The following is a 19,111-nucleotide window of genomic DNA, read 5'->3' on the forward strand; positions in this document are numbered from 1 at the left end:
CCTCTCATGGCCTGACACGCAACGCGTGTTGCGCGAATTAACGGACAATTTAACATTTGAGTCTAATGAATAAAATTAATTTTTACGACAATAGTTTCTTATTATGAACTCAACGAAAAACAAACGAATTTTCATTGAATAACAGTGAGTAAGCACTTGATATTCAGGGGGTAAAATGTTACTTGCACTTTGAGTGAAAACTCGTGTTCTTTGTCAGACTAATCGCCTTTTTTTCAGACGGTTACCCTCTTATTTTTGCATTAAACAAGTGACGGGAAAACGATCTAATTTGCGATAAATACTCACGTTGCTAATGCAAATAATGAATATATTCATTCATGCAAAAATCACAGACGAGCAGTGCCTAATTTTCCAGCAGCGCTTAATTGATTAAACATCATTCATCTGTCATCAAAGGGGCTGTCCTTTGGAAAAACCAATGTTCCTCGAGTCGCAATATCACGTGTGTTCGAGTGGTGCCGTCGATGATATTGCGACCTTGTTTCTTACTTTGTTTAAGCGGCCACCATCTGCTGGGCCAACTCTCGGCCGTTGCCGCGAATTTTATCAAGCTTATCAACAAAGGCGGCGGAAATGCAGAGCAGCCTAGAGTCGGGGTGGTTGGCGAGGAAAAGGGCTTTTTCACTGGGTTCTGTCATTTCATCCCAACGGTTGTTGATAGCACGCGCAAAGTGCAAAATGCTGGCGAGTTTTGGGGAGACGTCCGCTTCGCGTGGTTCTGGGAAATGCTCTATTGCATCCGCCATTTCTTCGGGAAAGTTCCAGCTACGTGCCAGCTTTGCACCCAAAGTGGGAGAAGAGACGTTCAACAATTCTTCCTGTACCGCTATTGGATCTTCGCCGTCGGCGACACGTTGATTGATCAACAGTGCTTCGCTCGGAGCGAGAGTATGGATCATGAGCTCACCGATGTTGTGTAAAACGCCAGTGGTAAAGGTTTCATTGACATCCATGCCCGCTTCTCCCGCCAATTTGGCGGAAATCACCGAGACTTCAAAAGTGTCAGTCCAGTATTTTTCCATATCCAGCGTCGTGATTTTAGGAAAGGCGCTGGAAAGCACAGAAGCAACGACTAAAGTTCTTACCGCTTCGGTGCCAACGCGGATGAGCGCATCGTTGATGGTAGCGACATTTTTACTTCCGCCAAAATGGGCGGAGTTGGCCATTCGCAATAAGCGGGCACTGAGCACTTGATCCATGGAAATTTTCTTCGTGAGTTGAACAAAATCGACTTCGTCACGATTGACCATTTCCAGTAGCTCTTGCAGCAGACTTTGAATGCGTGGTAGTTCGTTTAGTCTTGTAATTAACGCAGCCTGACTCATGATTTTTCTCCTCGTGGTGTGGGCAATTTTAATATAGGTCACACTTTGAGATTATGACAAAAGCCGATAGCATCGTGGCAAAGTAGGCTTGGCAGAAAATAGCCTGATGAGTAGCAAATATGGGCTTATCGAGCTTGGTCAAAATAAAGAAGGTGTCGCAGTGACAGTTACACTCAGATTGCTTAGTGAGAAAGACAGTAACGCTCTGCTCGCGTTTGAGCTAGAGAATCGTCAGTGGTTTGAACGATTTATCGCACCAAGGGAGGCTTCTATGCTCTCCTCTGACGGCATTCTAGAACATATCGAGTTTTGCTTAGAAGAGTATGAGGAGAAGCGCCTGCTGCCGATGGTGGTGGTTGATAGCCAAGGTGAGATCCTCGGGCGGATTAATTTCCACGATGTGAAGTTTAACCAAGGACAAGCGGCGCTGGGCTACCGATTCGCCGAACATGCGTGTGGTAAAGGGTTGGCGAGTGAAATGATAAAAGAGGGGATTGATACCGTTAGAGACATTGGATTTCGACGTCTTATTGCCGTTGCGGCGATAGATAATTTAACATCGCAACGAGTGCTGGAGAAGTGCGGTTTTTCTCAAGTTGCTTTAGTGCCAAACTATGTGCGATTGCATGGCCATTATGTGGATTGTTTTCGCTATCAATTGAACCTGCGTAAATTGAAAAATGCGGTTTAATGTGGCTATGACGGAAAATTATTCTTTCAAATCGATGCTATTCCTCTCTTTGCCTGATTACTTTTTTATCTTGGTAAAGCACTATCTCTGTTATTCTGCTAATCTTTTGATTATTAATAAATTGTTAAAGTTAGCTAACGTGAATAATTGACTGCCTCACATTTATTAAACAGAGTATTGTCGTTTTTGTGATATTGAATGCATAAATGGAAAAAGTGTATCTATATCAAATTATTTATTAAAAAATCACGGTAACGGTTGCGAAAGATTTTTTTCACGCTACAAATATAGTCCGGTTGTAAAATAAAAAGGAAAGAAGATATGCGAGGAACTACTCCCGAGTATCTGTTAGCCGCATTAAGGCAGATCATTAAAAGCAAAGGGCTAACGTATCGAGAGTTGTCTGACAGATTAGGAATTCCTCTTTCTACATTCAAACGCCATCTTTATAGCTCGAACATTACGCTTGATAAGTTGATTGAATACTGCCGAGAGATTGATTCTACCCTTGATGAGCTGCAGAAAATTGCAGTGCAGTTACAGACAAATGATGAAAACTACTTCAACCATACTCAGGATGAAGTGTTTTTTAACCATCCAGAGCTTTATGATTTTTATAGAGAAATCCGTCATCTGCGCGACAAAGACGGTTTTCGTTGGATGAAAGATAAGTATCAGTTAGATGACTCAACCACTTATTCCTACTTGCGCGCTCTGGAAATGTTGGGTTTGATTAAACTCACCGAAGACAACAAGTTCAGCTTAGTCGGGCCGATGTATTACCGTTTTGCCGATAATTCGAAGCTGAATAAGAAGTACACCGAAACGCTGAAAGAGCAGACAACCGCTTACAAAGACTGTGTACGGATAGGCTTTTCGCGTATGAATCTGACGGATAATCAGCTAACCGCGATTGGCAAGACGTTAGCGAAAGAGGTGCTGAAGTATCACAGTGAGAACATGGCGGATGGTAATTTTGAAGTGTCTGACTTTAAAAACGTACTGTTGATTGCCAGCCCACACGAGCCTTTGATGTTTTCCGATGGAATCGGCAAGCTGCCGAATGATTTCCTCAATCAAATCAAAGAGGCAATTGATAAAGCTGGGCAAAAGCCAAGTTTGGCACTGTGATTTGATATTTCATGTGTAAGAGCAAAAAAAGCGCCGTCATGCTGACATGACGGCGCTTTGCTTGTGCGGGGATAATCAGGCCGGCATCGGGCTTACCGGCCAGTGATTTAGTCCATCAAAGGCAACTGCTCAATGGCGCGGCGGTAACGACGGTACTCGCCTGTGCTCCATAGCCAGATGCTTTCTGCCGGAACGGCGTAGAACTTGGCATGCTCAGGTTTGTCTGCGATCTGTGCTGCGATTTCCGTTGCCTTAGTTGCTGAGAAGTTAAGTAGAGCCTCCAAGTACTCCGGATCGCTATCTTTATTCTCATTAATGCTTTGCCAAGCAAGCAGCAGGTCATCCTTGTTATGGCAGCCTTCAGCGGCACTTTTCTTCGCTGGGTAGTAGCATTTCTGGCTACTGTCGTAGGCGAATTTAGCCGGAGTGAAAGGGGTACCTCTAAACAGCGATTCAAAATAAACGGCTGATTTCAGGAGGTTCACTGCATCGGTATCACGCAGCAGGTACAAAGTGGCGTCTTTTTGCGTACGAATGCCTAGCTGAGTGAAACGCAAGTTTTGTTTTACGGTGTAAGGTGAACTCTCCAGAAGCTCACGTTGCTCGTCACGTCCGTCAATTAACATCGCTTTAAGTGCCATGTTTTTGGCCAAACCGTTACGACGCGTCACCATGTAGTTACGTGTTTTCCAGCTAAATTCATAACCACCATTTAGGTCAACAGACATACTTGGTTTTCTGATTGAAATGTCATCAATCAGGTGTTGAGCGCTGTCGGCTAATCCGTACTCATCTGCCTGTCCGAACGCCACCAAGTTGGTCAGCAATGCATTAAACAATGGTGTCACTGTGGTTGGTGACAACTGGAAATAACCCTTAAGTACATCGTAATACGGAAGCACTTCAATAGAGCTACGTAAATCTGGTAGGTAACGTGTCTTGGTTTGGACACTCTCACCATTCTCGTCAACAAATACCGGGCCGCGGAAGCTGGTCGCGCCGTAACCTATGTAGCCCAGGTACTCTTTCATTTTTACTGGTGTTCCTTTGGTGCCACTGCGAACGTCGGAAACATCCATCAGCGCCATATTGGATTTGTCACGCGAACTACGCCAATCATTCCTTTGCACCAGTGTCTGTGCTGCTAGCAATTTGTCTGGCCAGATCCCCATCAAATCGATTGCCGATGAGTAAATCTGGTTGGGGTTGTTGGCTCTCATATCCGAATATGGACGGCCATCACGGGTCTCTGATAATACCTTGATCGGTTGAGAACCACTTGCCAATTTAGCGACCAAGTCCTTGTCGAAACAAGATTCTGGTAGCGTGGTTTTATAGCTCATGTCTGGACCGTATTGCGCCCACAAATCATTTAATGAGGAAAATAGCTGTAACGGCTGAGCGCTGCCAGTGGTGACCTCAATTTCGCAAACATGATCGGGCTGTGCCATCACTTCAACAAAGAAATCTGCCGCTAATAAGGCTGCATCAAAGGTGTCACAAATCATTTGTGCACCTTGTGGCAGTCGACTGCGAGTTGACGCATTTTGACAGTTGTCGGTGTAGAAATTCGCTACGTTTTGCCCGTAACTCTCTTCTTCTTCGCCTTTTAGCTGGGCAAAGTAGTAGTCGATTTCACCAAGATCCTCAACCACTTCACGGATCTCATTGAACTGGTTAAGGCGAGCCACCGTGTAGCCGAACAATCTACTCTCATAAAAGCTATCTCGGCCATTACGTTTGTTGAGGTAGTCGTAACTGTCCCAGTAACGCTGAATGCGGAACTTGGTCAACTCAAGGATATTGGTGCCTTCATCAAAGCGGTTACAGGTGGTCGTGCTGCTGGTGTTTTCATCAGTACAGTAGTAGTAGTTTTTAACGCTTTGAGTCGGTTGGCTATTGTCTTGTTTTGCCAACTGCTCTTTGAGTACTTCCAAAGTACCGAGTGGGTAATCACGGTAGTTCTGACGCACTTTAGCGTCAATGGCGTCTAAGCTGGCGTATGCGACAGTCGGCTCACCTTGAGCATCAACGGTATTCACTTCGGCTTGGCGATTATATCCGAAACGCAGGGCAGCGATGTCGTACTTACCATAGGTTGGCAGTTCGTCAAAAATCGAAGCGCCGTAATCCATGATCGAACTGTAAGCGGGGACCTTATCATAGCCAAGTGCGGTGATTTCTTGCTCGCTGTAGAAGTTATTCTTGTCCATTGAGCCCATAAAGTTATGGCGCAAACCGAGATTGTGGCCAAGCTCGTGGACTAAGGTCGAGGTATAAATGTGCTGCGAAATCTGTTTGGTCACTTGCGCTTGCTGATCTGCGTTGAGATCTTCCCACGCTTTGAGCTTAGTATTGACCTTGTCGGCGTAATCTGGCTGTGAAGGATCCAAATGCGTGTTATCAAAGTAACCGCCGTTGATATAATCAATGCCCTTAATTAACCCTTTCGATTGAGTGCTCACCCAAAGGAACTGATCAGAATACATGTTCTGCTCAGCGTACGCTTGAAACTGCTTCGCATAGCTTAGGGCCTGCTTGTTAAAGCTGTGTTCCTGCTGCATATCTGGACGAAGCCAAGAGACGACTCCATTATCGAAACGAGGTTCGCTGGCCGCGACCATAGGAAGTGACGCTCTGATATTGGTGATGTTTTTCGCCATGACCAAGTTAGAAACGCGCTCGCCACCAAAGGTCATTATCGCTGGTTCAGAAGCGGCAGTATTGTCGTCGTTCGTCGTGGTTTGGTTATTATCAAGATCGTTTTCAGTCGGGCGTGCAATCTCTTGACGGTTGTAGTGCACCGTCAGGCGACGCCACATGTCTCGTGCGGAAGCACGGATAACGCCAGCGTACTGATTGACGTGCGCATGAACAATTTCACCGGTAAGCGGGTTGGTGGCTGAAGGGCCATAACCGAGCAAACCATTGTCGACCGGATCGGTGATGAGGTTAAACATGTTGATGCGCAAGTCACCAGGGTGCTTACCTGCTGGTGTCTCTTTATTGACAATGTTAATTGTCGGCACACCCGTTCCAGCAAGCACTTCGTTGACATGGTCGATAGTTTTAATAGTGGTTTCTAGGAACTCACGTCCCTCTGGCGTGAAGTAGCTGTCACTTAAGTAGTAATCGATCGACGCTTTTTTCGGGTTAAAACGATTGATCAGGCGGTATTTTTCACCTTCTAAGTCCGCTTCACCATTGGTTGAAAGCGGCGTTTTTTCTTGGTTAAAGAAGCCATAGCGCTGAGAGTCACGACCGGGGTAGTGCACGACTTCATAATCTTTGCTGGCTAACTTGTCGAGCTTGACCAAAGAGTAGAAAAAGCGTGTTTTGAAGGAGAGATCTTCTAGTTCAGAACCAAACTGGTACATATCGTCGGCATCGGCGGTGAAAGTCCGTTCGACTTCGACGTTAATCACGCCAGCATCGGCATCGTACTCCCAATGGACCAAGCGCGGATCGGCCGACTCAGTGACGTTGTCTGCGGTCCACCAAGCATCGACGGTATCGACGGCCAGCGACTTAATGCCAGTGTAATCTGGCGTGAAATGGGTGGTCTCTTCCCATTTTAAGCTCGCATCGGTGTTGAGCTCTTCTTTGTTGGTACATTCATCAAACTGATCTTCGGCACAGCGATACTGTTGAAATTCGCCAGGGATCTTCAACACCGGAGCAAGGTTGATACTGCTGTCGTAGCGGCTCGGTTTACCATCGACTAGGGTATCACGATCCACTTCTTCGGCGATGATGCCGTTCTTCTGGTCAAAACGTAAGGTGACCAGTTTTGGCGTGCCTTGGAAGAAGCCACGTTGTGTGGCCGCATAGCGCGGCGCGGCACCCGTTGATGGCATGTAGAGCCAAAGTGATTCTGTGTCTAAAGAGCTTTTGCTGATCTGCTCAGCCGCTCTCGGTTCGTATTCATATGCGCGTTCCTCTGCGCCACAGCCATACAATGCCACAGACACCATAGTGGCGAGTAATAACTTTCTATACATGTTGTGCACCAGATTAGTAGTTATAAGTGATTGATAGGTAGTAAGTTGGCTTGTCCAAGTCGAATAAGGTGTCGATTGGGTTTGGTCCTCGGTCGGCATCGAAATACCGTGCGCTGTTGGTTAGACCAACAGCCAGTGAGATGTTTTCAGTTACGTTGTAACCAAGCTCTTCTGAGTGACTGAACTCAGGAGAATATTCATTGCCGCGATAGGTCCAAGACGTCGAGCTGTCGATGGTCGTAGAAAGCCACCAATCGCCAAATTCATACGTCAAACCAAAAGAGTTGCTGAGGCGATACTCTTCCAGTTGTGTTGTCCCCAAGGTGGTGTAGCGGTGGAAGTTCTTTCGAATACGCACCGAATCGGTCAGATTTAGGCCTTCGAGCAAAAACGCCATGTCGTAAGAGAGAGTGAGATCGGCGCGGATCGCGGTAGAAAGATCGCTTTTTTGCGCTGTCTCGGAAAGAGGAATCAAGACGCGCATGCCTGCGGAGAAGCTTAGATTCTCTGTAGGTTGGTATAGATCGGCGTATTTGGCCTTGATCCACGCGTTTTGCCAGTATTGGCCTTTTTCACCATCAAATTGGTGAATGCCAGCAATATCGGCACTCAGTGACCAGTTATCGTCGAATTGATAGCCAAGGGTTACACTGGCATCTATCGACCGTGAGGCAAGGTAGCTGGTATCACGATAGGCGTTTCGGCTGTAAGAGCTCGACGCAGAGAAACTCCAGGGCTGGTCGTTTTCCACGCTGGCTTGTTCGTCGGTGGGACTTTCTGCATGTGCTGTTAACGGCAAACAAGTCGCAAAGAGCGCACACAGTGCGTAATGACACTGTTTCACGAAACTTTCCTTGTAATTTGTGATTAATGTTGTGTTTTTTGCAATTGACGAATACTAAAGGAACTAAGTCAACAAGAGAACCTATTCATGTAAAGTATCAGTATTTAGTGCGACTGGTACAATCAGGTGGGTCTGATGACTTTTTGCTCAATAATTGGATTGTGTTGTGCGGAATTTATAATTTAACAGAATGGTCTTTTATATTTATAGAGTCAATATAATCGTTTTTAAATCTACAACTATGAAGCGTTAATCTCTTTTTAAACAAAAATACGCTGATTTTTGGGCTGTAAACAAGCGTCTCGCTCAGTGGTTCGATCTGTATGGATTTCCATCAGAACGTTTGGGTATAACAGAACGAAGTTCTATATTGATGAGTTCTAAAACTGGCTACTCATCACACTCTACTTATCTCATATTGATTAAGAAAATGAATCTTTGATGAAAGGCTTGCTTTGAGTGATTAATGCGCTATTATGACGAAGTGTCATTTATGACGGTTCGTCATCATTGTGCGTCATTTCTTTAGTAGAGAATCATGCTACAATTGCGGCGGGAGTAAATCGATACGGGTGAGTGAAAGATGTTTAACTTTGGCTGTAAAAAAAGCGATGAACGCAAAGAGTGTGCCTTTTCGGCAATGAAGACGAAAAAGCAACAAGCGATCGCCGATAGAGAAGTTGAATTGATCCTGCTAGCGAAAAGCATTGTGCAGAAGGAGGGTTTTGCCAACCTGACGATGGACAAGCTGACGGCGGCAAGCTCGTATTCGAAAGGGACAATCTACAACCATTTTTGCAGTAAAGAGGACGTAGTCCTGGCTTTATGCATCCATTCTTTAAAGAATGAAGCGATGTTTTTTAACCGCACGGCCGCTTTTGAAGGGACTACGCGGGAAAAAATGATTGCGATGCATGTGGGTTACCGAATTTACGCACGGTTGGAGCCCGTCTTATCTACCTGCGCGATCATGGCGAAAACGCCATGGGTACTGGAGAAAGCGTCTCCAAGCCGAGTCAGTGAGCTCAATGAGTTGGAAGAGCGGGTGATCGATGGCGCGGACGCGCTCGTCAGTCATGCGGTGGCCATCGGGGACTTAAAGTTCTCTCCCGCGATTGGTTCGGATGCGATTGTTTTTGCTAACTGGTCGATTGCGTTTGGTTCTAATGCGTTAACGCAGAATGCATCAAACAGCCGTTGTATCAATCGGTTGCAAGATCCGTTTACCGTGCTGCACAATGCGAACATGTTGCTAGACGGGCTGGGTTGGAAACCACTTTCTAGCGAATGGGACTACCGCAAAACCTGGAGAAGGGTGGAGCAGGAGCTATTCGCTGAAGAGTTGGCTTACTTAGAATCTGTCGGACGTTAGTGGCTGAAAACCAATCTGAGGATTGGTTTTTTCATCACGCTAGTTGACGAATCGTCAAAGAATGACACGAGATTGCACGGAGGTGAGTGAGTTTCCGTGTAATAACTAACACATAAGTCATTAACGCCAGCATTTGCTGGTTTTTAAAGACTTGTATTTGACGAAACGTCACAAACGGAGAGTGTGATGAAATACCCGACTTCTTCCCACAATGCGCCTTTTTCTTGGTCATCCATCCCAACCAAGTGGAGTTTTTGGACGCTACTGATCTCAATCGCTTTGATTGTGATTGCCACCCTTGGAGCCCGTAATCTCTACTTTCGTGGCGATTACGATATTTTCTTTGATGGTTCGAATGCGCAGTTGCAGGCGTATGATGAAATCCAAACCACCTTTGCCAAGAGTGATAGCATCGCGCTGGTGATTGCACCGCAAAATGGCAATATTTTTGATGCAGAAAACCTAACCCTGCTGCAAAAGCTTACCGAAGCGGCGTGGCAAGTTCCTTTTTCTAGCCGCGTCGATTCGCTGGCGAATTATCAGCATACCGAGGCGCTAGATGACGATCTCATCGTGGAGGATCTGCTGTATCGCGACTACGCATTCACGGCGGAGCGGATTGCCAAAGTCAAAGCCATCGCATTAAGTGAACCGGCGGTGGTGAACTCACTGGTATCGCAGCGTGGTGATGTGGCGGTTATTAACGTCACGGTGCAGTTGCCAGAAATTGACAAAACCGCCGAAGTACAGCAAGTGATTAACGCGGTCAATGACTTAGTTGCCAGCTATCAGGTGCAATATCCGCAAGTCAGTTTTTACAAAGCAGGCATTATTGCTTTAAACGATGCCTTCATGGTTGCAGCGCAAGAAGACAGTGCCACGCTCGTTCCGGCAATGTTGTTGGTGATTTTGCTGTTTCTTACCTTGATGTTACGCACCTTCTTGAGCGTTCTGGCCACGCTCGCGGTGATTATTGGGGCGATTCTCGCCACTATGGGGTTGTCGGGTTGGGCGGGAATGTTCTTACATACTGCCACGGTGAACGTGCCTACTTTGGTGATGACATTGGCGGTTGCCGACTGTGTCCATGTGATTGCCACCATGCGCCAATTCATGCTGTCTGGGATGTCACGAGCGCAAGCGGTTGAACGCAGTATCGCCATCAATTTTGTGCCGATTGTCATTACTTCTGTCACCACCGCGATTGGCTTTCTGATGATGAACATGTCGGATTCTCCCGTGCTGCGTGATTTCGGCAATCTCTCTGCACTCGGGGTGATGCTGGCTTGTCTGTTGTCAGTCACCTTGTTGCCAGCACTGCTGACACGGCTGCCTATCCACATCACGGCAAAAGCGCAAAGTGACAGCTCTGATTTTATGGACAAGCTGGGTGATTTTGTCGTCGCCAAACGCCGCATACTTTTACCTCTGTCGGTTGCGGTGATTGCCCTTGGCGGCGCTCTGATCCCATTCAATAAAGTCAATGATGAATCGGTGAAGTATTTTGGTGAGCGCAGTGAATTTCGCCAAGCGGCTGATTTTATGGAGGCGCGCATCAGTGGCATGACCAACATCAGCATCGCGATCAAAACCAATCAAGCGCAGGGGATTGCTGATCCGCAATTTCTGACTGCGCTGGGCGATTTCACCGCGTGGCTGCGAGCTCAGCCAGAAACCGACCATGTGGCCTCGTTGGCTGATGTCTATAAACGCCTCAACAAAAACATGCACAACGACGATGATGCCTACTACCGCTTGCCGCAAGACAGAGAGTTGGCCGCGCAATATCTGCTGCTGTATGAGATGTCTCTCCCATACGGCTTGGATCTCAACAACCAAATCAACGTGGATAAGTCCTCGCTGAAGCTGGTGCTGACCACCGCCAATCTCGGTAGTGTCGAGCTGGTTGATCTGGAGCAGCGTATTTACGCTTGGTTTGCTGAACATGCGCCGCAATACCAAGTGGTTGCATCGAGCCCGTCTTTGATGTTTGCCCACATTGGTGAAACCAACATGGCAAGTATGCTCTCAACGCTGCCGATCACACTGGTGCTGATTTCTGCCTTGATGATATTTGCTCTGCGCTCTTGGAAACTGGGCGTGATCAGCCTCGTCCCCAACATCGCGCCAGCCATTATCGGCTTTGGTCTCTGGGCGCTGCTTTCTGGTGAAATCAATCTGGGTTTGTCGGTGGTCGTGACGCTGACGCTCGGGATCGTGGTGGATGATGCGGTCCATTTCTTAGCCAAATATCAACGGGCGCGTAAGCAAGGTCAAAACGCTGAGCAAGCGGTGCGCTACGCCTTCCATACCGTTGGGCGCGCTCTGTGGATAACCACCGTTGTGCTGGTGGCCGGATTCTCGGTACTGGCGATGTCCAGCTTCCGCTTAAACGCGGATATGGGCCAGCTCAGTGCCTTGGTGATTTTCCTCGCTCTAGTCATCGATTTCGTCCTGCTGCCAACTTTGCTAATGCTGTTTGACAAAGCCGAGTATCCGGTTGAGGCGCCTGAGCAAAACGGCGTCACGGCAGAATTATCACAAACCCAAGCCTAATAAGGAGATTGCTATGAAACCCACAACTAAGATCACCACCGCTTTTATTCTCGCATCCAGCCTGATTTTCTCTTCATTGGCGCTGGCGAACAAAGGATTGGAGATTGCCACAGAGCGCAAAAGCCGCGACCTCGGCTGGCAAGACTCGGTCGCTACCATGGAAATGTTGCTGAAAAATGCGCAAGGTGAAAGCAGTTCAAGACTGATGCGTTTGCAATCTTTGGAAGTAGATGGCGACGGCGACAAAGGGCTGACGATTTTCGACGAGCCGCGCGATGTCAAAGGCACGGCATTTCTCAACCATTCGCACACCAGCGAAGCTGACGACCAGTGGCTCTATCTGCCGGCACTAAAACGCGTGAAGCGCATCTCATCGCGTAATAAATCGGGGCCATTTATGGGCAGCGAGTTTGCCTATGAAGATTTGAGTTCATTTGAGCTGGAAAAGTACCGCTTTAACTACCTACGAGACGAAGTGATTAATGGTCAGCCGAGTTTTGTGCTGGAACAAGTTCCGACCGATGAGAACTCAGGTTATACCAAACAGGTTATTTGGCTGGATCAACAGTTCTACCGTCCGCTCAAAGTGGAGTTTTATGACCGCAAAGATGCACTGCTCAAAACACTCACCTTTGATGATTACAAGCAATACCTCAACCAGTATTGGCGTGCGCACCAGATGACCATGATCAACCATCAAACAGGCAAAAGCACCGAACTCTTGACCACCGATTTGGCCTTTCGTACTGGCCTGAGTGCGGACGACTTTGAGCAGAATGTACTCAAACGGATTAAATAAAGAGGGAGTGACATGACGCGTTGGACAATCAATGGAGGCCAGATTTTGGCCTCCGGACTTGCGACGGTGATCGCCTTACCTTGTTTTGGCGTTGAGCTGGCTGGACAGGTTAGCGTGGAGCATCGGCAGTTTTTTCAATCGGGCTTGCAAGGGCAAAATTTAGGGCAGAGCGCGTTGGTGTTGCAGCCCGAATTTGACTGGCAACAAGCAGAAGGGAATGGTCGTTTTACCTTCACGCCTTTTTACCGCTTAGACAGCGAGGATGAAGAGCGCAGCCACGGCGATATTCGCGAAGCGCTGTACCTCAACTACTGGGGTGACTACGAACTCAGACTAGGGATTGGCAAAGTGTTTTGGGGCGTGACGGAATCGGCGCATCTGGTGGATGTGGTCAATCAAACCGATGCGGTGGAATCGGTCGATGGTGAAGACAAGCTAGGCCAGCCGATGCTGCATTTAACCAGTGTTAAAGAGTGGGGCACGCTTGATGCGATGCTGCTGCCCTATTTTCGCGAGCGCACCTTTTCAGGCGAAGATGGGAGGCTGAGAAGCGATCCTGTCGTCGATGGAGACGCTCGCTATGAATCGTCCCGAAAAGAGCACCATCTTGACTATGCGCTACGTTACACTCGCATGCTTGGCGATTGGGATCTTGGGCTGAGTTACTTTCATGGCACCAACCGCGACCCCTATTTCCAGTTTCAGCAAGGGAAACTTCATCCTTACTACGCGCAGATGAGCCAAGTTGGGCTGGATGTTCAAGGCATTGTCGGAGATTGGCTGTGGAAGCTAGAAAGCATTTATCGCGACAGCCTAGACAACCACACCGCCGTAGTGACGGGTTTTGAATACACTTGGGTTGGCGCGTTTGACAGCCAGATGGATGTCGGGTGGATTGCCGAATATCTTTACGACAGCCGTGGTAGCAAGGCGCAGAGTCTTGGTCAAAACGATCTGTTTGCTGGCATGCGCCTAGCGTTTAACGATGAGCAGGGAACGGAAGTGCTCGCGGGCGTCACGCAAGATCTCGACAATCACGATGTGTACAACGCCAAACTGGAAGCGAGCCGGCGCATCAACAATCAATGGAAATGGCGCTTGGACGCTTGGTTGTTTGCCAACGACACGCCAAGCGATCAACTCTACTTCGCGCGTCGGGATGATTTTGTTGAACTGGCGATGGACTATTATTTTTAGTTATCTGTTTTCGCTAGTGGTGCAAGTTTTGCGCTGAATAATTGAGGTGGATTATAAGTAACTGAGCACAGATAGTGGCTCAAATCCGATCTACCTCTTTTTTTCAACATTTGCCTAAAGCCCTTATTGGCTAAAGAGGATAAAATTCTCTTATAGTTTGAGCACCGATAGGCGACGTTCTGTGATCGCGGAGCTGCAGTAAGGATGGCATGTTGAATTCATTCAAGTGGGATAAAAACTTCGAAACGGGCCTTGATGAGGTGGACGAGCAGCATCAATTTCTGGTGGGATTTATCAATAAATATGGTGAGCTTCTATCGGAAAATAACATCTCGCTGCAAGGAATCCAGATGGCGCTGTTTGAGCTATCGCGTTATGCGGAGTTTCACTTCAAAGAAGAAGAAAACTTGATGCGTAAGGCGGGTATTTACCATCAGCATCTAGAACACCACATTCAGATCCATCGCGCTTTTATGAGCGATGTCATGACGATGCAAAGCTTCATTAGCGATCAAAATCGTGAATCGGCCGAACAACTCCTCAACTTCCTCATTCACTGGCTGGCGTACCATATTCTTGGCATCGATCAAAATATGGCAAGGCAAGTGCGCGCAATAGAATCGGGTCTTTCTCCCCAAGCGGCTTTTGAGCAGGAAGAGCGCAAAGCCGATGCGTCGACCAAACCGTTGATAGACGCACTCAGTGCGCTCTTTATGCAAGTGTCTGAGCGCAACCGTGAGCTGCTGATGCTCAATCAATCGCTTGAACAAAAAGTCGAAGAGCGTACCCGTCAGTTGGTGGAAGCCAACAAGCAACTTGAAGTGCTTTCGTTTACCGACTCACTGACCAAATTACCGAATCGGCGTTTTGCCATTCGCACCTTAAAAGAGCTGTGGGAAGAGAATCACACCGAAAGCGACATGATGGTGTGCATCATGGTGGATGCCGACTACTTTAAACAGGTAAACGACAGTTGCGGACATGACGCGGGCGATGCGGTGTTAAAAGAGCTAGCGCACAGCTTAAAACACAGCTTCCGCAGTGACGATATTGTGTGTCGTTTGGGGGGCGATGAGTTTCTGGTTATCTGCCCCAATACCGATTTGCAAGGCGGCCTGCATATTGCAGAACTGGTGCGCAAACAGGTGACTAATTTACTGATCCCAACGGGTATGGAGCCATGGCGCGGCAGTATCAGTGTCGGCGTGGCGCAGCGTACCAAAGAGATGCAAACCTACACCGATCTGATCAAAGCGGCCGATGACGCGGTGTACCTCGCCAAATCCCAAGGCAAAAACCGAGTCATGACCACTCAGGGCGAGCACTTTTCCGAGAAAAACGCGAGGGGGATGCCTCCCTCCCAATATCAAGTCCAATAACCGCATCTGTTTCATCTTCCTGTCGCAATTCAGGCGTCAAATTTGTTTGATAAAGCCTGAATTGTGCTGCTTTGACGCCTTTTTATTCAATAACCTCTTCTTTTAATAATTCAATTTGGCATTAGTGGCGGCTTTAGCTACTATGTACGACTATCAAAAAAGTACCAATTACTCCCTTATGGACACTACCAAAAGGTAGATGAGGAAACGATGCAACATCTAGAAGAGATCATTGCTAACGCGAATGCTGCGATCGATGCCGCGCAGTCGCTTGTCGCACTTGATGAAGTGCGAGTTCAGTATCTGGGCAAAAAAGGCGAGCTAACTGCTCAACTGCAAAGCCTAGGTAAATTGCCACCGGAAGAGCGTCGTGAAGCGGGTCAAGAGATCAACAAAGCGAAAGAGGCTGTTCAACACGCTTTAGCGGTGCGTAAAGATGCACTTCAACGAGCAGAGCTTGAGGCGAAACTGGCGTCGGAAACGATCGACGTGACGCTACCGGGTCGTCGTATCGAAAACGGCGGTTTGCACCCAGTGACGCGTACCGTTGAGCGTATTGAACAGTTTTTTGGTGAGCTTGGCTTTAACGTTGAGTCTGGTCCTGAAATTGAAGATGCATTCCACAACTTTGATGCACTGAACATTGCCGCAGACCACCCAGCGCGTACTGATCATGATACCTTCTTCTTTAACCCAGATCTGATGTTGCGTACACACACCTCTGGTGTGCAGATCCGTACCATGGAAAATGGCAAACCGCCGTTCCGTTTCATTGCGCCGGGCCGTGTTTACCGTAACGATTACGACCAAACGCACACGCCAATGTTCCACCAAGTGGAAGGTATGCTGGTTGACGAAAACGTCAACTTCGCGCAGTTGAAAGGCATTTTGCACGATTTCCTATGTAACTTCTTTGAAGAAGAAGTGGAAGTGCGTTTCCGTCCCTCTTACTTCCCATTCACTGAACCATCAGCAGAAGTTGATGTGATGGGCAAAAACGGTAAATGGTTAGAAGTGCTGGGTTGCGGCATGGTTCATCCGAACGTACTTCGCAGCGTAGGCATCGATCCTGAAAAATACTCTGGTTTCGCATTCGGCATGGGTGTTGAGCGCCTGACCATGTTGCGCTACGGCGTGAACGATCTGCGCGCCTTCTTCGAAAACGATCTTCGTTTCCTGAAACAGTTCAAGTAATCCAGAGGTTTAAGCACAATGAAATTCAGCGAATCATGGCTTCGTGAGTGGGTAAATCCTGCGATTACCACTGACGAACTTACTCATCAAATTACCATGGCTGGCCTAGAGGTCGACGATGTTCTGCCTGTGGCTGGCGAGTTTAACGGGGTTAAAGTTGGCCACGTTGTAGAATGTGGTCAGCATCCAGATGCCGACAAATTACGCGTGACCAAAGTTGATGTAGGCGAAGCAGAGCTTCTCGATATCGTCTGTGGCGCGGCCAACTGTCGCCAAGGGTTGAAAGTGGCCGTGGCAACCGTCGGTGCCACTTTGCCTGGCGATTTCAAAATCAAAAAAGCCAAACTGCGTGGTCAACCTTCACACGGCATGCTTTGCTCGTTTACCGAGCTAGGTATCGATGTGGAATCAAACGGCATCATGGAACTGGCACAAGATGCGCCAGTGGGGATGGATTTTCGTGATTTCCTCGCTCTGAACGATGTGACGGTGGACGTGGATCTAACGTCTAACCGTGCCGACTGTTTCAGCATCCGTGGTATGGCGCGTGAAGTGGGCGTACTTAACCGTGCTGATGTCACCGAGCCTTCTGTAGAAGCGGTGGCGGTTTCGATTGACGACAAAGTATCTATCGAAGTAAAAGCACCGGCGGCGTGTCCACGCTACCTTGGTCGTGTGGTGAAGAACGTTAACGTTCAAGCGCAAACGCCACTGTGGATGCAAGAAAAACTGCGTCGTTGTGGCATTCGCTCTATTGACCCTGTGGTGGATATCACTAACTACATCTTGCTTGAGCAAGGCCAACCGATGCATGCGTTTGATCTGGCGAAGATCGAAGGCGGCATTGTGGTGCGCATGGCAGCGCAGGGCGAGAAGCTGACTCTACTAGACGGCAGCGAAGCAGAACTCAATGCAGATACTCTTGTTGTGGCAGACCACAACAAAGCGCTGGCGATTGCGGGAATCTTTGGTGGTGAGCACTCTGGTGTTAACGCAGAAACCAAAGATGTATTGCTTGAGTGTGCCTTCTTTGCACCAGACCACATTCGTGGCCGCGCGCGCAGCTATGGCTTGCACACCGATTCTTCAATGCGCTTTGAACGCGGTGTCGATTACGCACTGCAAGTGAGCGCAATGGAGCGTGCGACCGCGCTGCTGGTGGAAATCTGTGGTGGTGAAGTAGCCCCTGTTGTGGAGGTAGAATCACAAGCTGATTTGCCTAAGCCAAACAAAGTGGCACTGCGCCGTACAAAACTGGATAACCTTCTGGGCCATCACATTGCCGACAGCGATGTGGTTGAAATCTTAGAGCGTCTTGGTATGGCAGTCGAAACCACGGCTGAAGGCTGGGTTGCGGTAGCGCCAACATGGCGTTTCGATATTGCAATCGAGCAAGATTTGGTGGAAGAAGTGGGCCGTATCTACGGTTACGACAACATTCCAAACCAAAACCCAACAGCTGCGCTGAAGATGCACGATCATCAAGAAGCCAAACTGCCACTAAAACGCGTGCGTGATTTGCTGGTTGATCGTGGTTACCACGAAGCGATCACTTACAGCTTCGTTGAACCAGAGCAACAAAAACTGGTTGTTCCGGGTGTCGAGGCTCTCATTCTGCCAAACCCAATTTCTGCAGAAATGTCAGCGATGCGCCTTGGCCTGATTCAAGGCTTGCTAAATACGGTGGTTCACAACCAAAAACGCCAACAGCCACGCGTTCGTCTGTTCGAATATGGCTTGCGTTTCATTCCATGTGAATCAGCGGAAAACGGTATGCGCCAAGAGCCGATGCTGGCGGGCGTGATTGCCGGTACTCGCAGCGAAGAGCATTGGAACATCGACACCAATACGGTGGATTTCTTTGACCTGAAAGGCGATGTGGAAGCGATTCTTGAACTCTCTGCCAACGACAAAGCGTACAGCTTCGTGGCAACCAAGCACCCAGCGCTTCACCCTGGTCAGTCGGCGGCTATCGTGCTCGATGGAAAAGAAATCGGTGTGATTGGTACGGTTCACCCAGAGCTTGAGCGCAAGTTTGGTCTAAACGGCCGTACGATTGTGTTTGAAATCGAATGGTCTGCGATCAATCGCAAAGTGATCCCAGAAGCGGTGGCGCTGTCTAAGTTCCCTGCCAACCGTCGTGATATCGCAGTAGTGGTTGATCAAACAGTCGCTTCTGGCGACATCGTTAATGCGTGTTTGGAAGCGGGCGGTGAGTTCCTGAAAGCGGCAAAACTGTTTGACGTTTATGTCGGTAAAGGCGTGGAAGAAGGCAAGAAGAGCCTCGCTATCGCCCTGACACTGCAGTCAAACGAACGCACGTTGGAAGATGCGGATATCGCAGGCGCGGTTGATGCTATCGTCGCGCACGTTGCTGAAAAATTCGGTGCGTCACTGCGCGATTAAGCGCAAAACCAATAAGTTGCTAGCAAGCAGAACTTAGCTTTGACAAACGGCCCACATGGGCCGTTTTTTTATCGACAGAACACCTTACCAATCCAGTTTGCCGCTTATAATGTCGTCTACATTTTTGAGTAGATTTATCGTTATTTTTTTAAATTATAACTTATACTTAACACTTCAAGATTCTGAATACGGTAG

At 48.1% G+C, this 19,111-nt stretch carries 12 protein-coding genes; 9 read left to right on the plus strand and 3 right to left on the minus strand.

What is annotated here, in order from left to right; translation table 11 throughout:
* Positions 1 to 515 precede the first annotated feature (515 nt).
* Positions 516 to 1,346: an HDOD domain-containing protein gene (locus I3X05_RS06465; protein ID WP_045571536.1), complete on the minus strand. Its 831-nt coding sequence runs from the start codon at positions 1,344 to 1,346 to the stop codon at positions 516 to 518.
* Between the two features lie 106 nt (positions 1,347 to 1,452).
* On the opposite strand from I3X05_RS06465, the gene I3X05_RS06470 reads away from it, so the two are divergent.
* Both I3X05_RS06470 and I3X05_RS06475 read left to right on the plus strand, forming a co-directional pair.
* Positions 1,453 to 2,037, plus strand: coding sequence for a GNAT family N-acetyltransferase (locus I3X05_RS06470; protein ID WP_082069748.1), 585 nt, complete (start codon positions 1,453 to 1,455; stop codon positions 2,035 to 2,037).
* Positions 2,038 to 2,358: 321 nt separating this feature from the next.
* On the plus strand, positions 2,359 to 3,168 hold the full coding sequence (locus I3X05_RS06475; RefSeq protein WP_337971023.1) for a helix-turn-helix domain-containing protein: 810 nt from the start codon (positions 2,359 to 2,361) through the stop codon (positions 3,166 to 3,168).
* 107 nt (positions 3,169 to 3,275) lie between these two features.
* On the opposite strand, the gene I3X05_RS06480 is transcribed toward I3X05_RS06475, so the two are convergent.
* Together I3X05_RS06480 and I3X05_RS06485 are read right to left on the minus strand one after the other, a co-directional pair.
* Complete coding sequence (locus tag I3X05_RS06480; protein WP_337971024.1) at positions 3,276 to 7,169, minus strand: zinc-dependent metalloprotease; 3,894 nt, start codon at positions 7,167 to 7,169, stop codon at positions 3,276 to 3,278.
* A gap of 13 nt (positions 7,170 to 7,182) precedes the next feature.
* Complete coding sequence (locus I3X05_RS06485) at positions 7,183 to 8,013, minus strand: hypothetical protein (protein WP_337971025.1); 831 nt, start codon at positions 8,011 to 8,013, stop codon at positions 7,183 to 7,185.
* Between the two features lie 583 nt (positions 8,014 to 8,596).
* On the opposite strand from I3X05_RS06485, the gene I3X05_RS06490 reads away from it, so the two are divergent.
* The 7 genes from I3X05_RS06490 to pheT all read left to right on the plus strand — a co-directional run bounded on the left by I3X05_RS06490 (position 8,597) and on the right by pheT (position 18,916).
* Positions 8,597 to 9,385, plus strand: coding sequence for a TetR/AcrR family transcriptional regulator (locus I3X05_RS06490; RefSeq protein WP_337971026.1), 789 nt, complete (start codon positions 8,597 to 8,599; stop codon positions 9,383 to 9,385).
* Between the two features lie 186 nt (positions 9,386 to 9,571).
* Positions 9,572 to 11,941 (plus strand): efflux RND transporter permease subunit, encoded by a 2,370-nt coding sequence (locus I3X05_RS06495; RefSeq protein WP_193166627.1) that lies wholly within the window; start codon positions 9,572 to 9,574, stop codon positions 11,939 to 11,941.
* A 13-nt stretch (positions 11,942 to 11,954) separates the two neighbouring features.
* The gene (locus I3X05_RS06500) at positions 11,955 to 12,740 is read left to right on the plus strand and encodes an outer membrane lipoprotein-sorting protein (protein ID WP_045571542.1); all 786 of its coding nucleotides are present in this window, start codon (positions 11,955 to 11,957) and stop codon (positions 12,738 to 12,740) included.
* 12 nt (positions 12,741 to 12,752) lie between these two features.
* Positions 12,753 to 13,937, plus strand: a complete 1,185-nt coding sequence (locus I3X05_RS06505; protein ID WP_045571543.1) for a hypothetical protein — start codon at positions 12,753 to 12,755, stop codon at positions 13,935 to 13,937.
* A 212-nt stretch (positions 13,938 to 14,149) separates the two neighbouring features.
* Complete coding sequence (locus I3X05_RS06510; protein ID WP_193185126.1) at positions 14,150 to 15,316, plus strand: GGDEF domain-containing protein; 1,167 nt, start codon at positions 14,150 to 14,152, stop codon at positions 15,314 to 15,316.
* Positions 15,317 to 15,526: 210 nt separating this feature from the next.
* Complete coding sequence (pheS, locus tag I3X05_RS06515; protein ID WP_039426129.1) at positions 15,527 to 16,510, plus strand: phenylalanine--tRNA ligase subunit alpha; 984 nt, start codon at positions 15,527 to 15,529, stop codon at positions 16,508 to 16,510.
* Positions 16,511 to 16,528: 18 nt separating this feature from the next.
* Complete coding sequence (pheT, locus tag I3X05_RS06520) at positions 16,529 to 18,916, plus strand: phenylalanine--tRNA ligase subunit beta (protein WP_337971027.1); 2,388 nt, start codon at positions 16,529 to 16,531, stop codon at positions 18,914 to 18,916.
* Positions 18,917 to 19,111: the final 195 nt, after the last annotated feature.

Source organism: Vibrio navarrensis (assembly GCF_015767675.1).
GTDB lineage: Bacteria > Pseudomonadota > Gammaproteobacteria > Enterobacterales > Vibrionaceae > Vibrio.

What these genes read in the sequence shown, in the direction of transcription:
- I3X05_RS06465 (WP_045571536.1), bottom strand. Translation starts at nt 1,346, where the DNA reads ATGAGTCAGGCTGCGTTAATTACAAGACTAAACGAACTACCACGCATT.
- I3X05_RS06470 (WP_082069748.1), top strand. Translation starts at nt 1,453, where the DNA reads ATGAGTAGCAAATATGGGCTTATCGAGCTTGGTCAAAATAAAGAAGGT.
- I3X05_RS06475 (WP_337971023.1), top strand. Translation starts at nt 2,359, where the DNA reads ATGCGAGGAACTACTCCCGAGTATCTGTTAGCCGCATTAAGGCAGATC.
- I3X05_RS06480 (WP_337971024.1), bottom strand. Translation starts at nt 7,169, where the DNA reads ATGTATAGAAAGTTATTACTCGCCACTATGGTGTCTGTGGCATTGTAT.
- I3X05_RS06490 (WP_337971026.1), top strand. Translation starts at nt 8,597, where the DNA reads ATGTTTAACTTTGGCTGTAAAAAAAGCGATGAACGCAAAGAGTGTGCC.
- I3X05_RS06495 (WP_193166627.1), top strand. Translation starts at nt 9,572, where the DNA reads ATGAAATACCCGACTTCTTCCCACAATGCGCCTTTTTCTTGGTCATCC.
- I3X05_RS06500 (WP_045571542.1), top strand. Translation starts at nt 11,955, where the DNA reads ATGAAACCCACAACTAAGATCACCACCGCTTTTATTCTCGCATCCAGC.
- I3X05_RS06505 (WP_045571543.1), top strand. Translation starts at nt 12,753, where the DNA reads ATGACGCGTTGGACAATCAATGGAGGCCAGATTTTGGCCTCCGGACTT.
- pheS (WP_039426129.1), top strand. Translation starts at nt 15,527, where the DNA reads ATGCAACATCTAGAAGAGATCATTGCTAACGCGAATGCTGCGATCGAT.
- pheT (WP_337971027.1), top strand. Translation starts at nt 16,529, where the DNA reads ATGAAATTCAGCGAATCATGGCTTCGTGAGTGGGTAAATCCTGCGATT.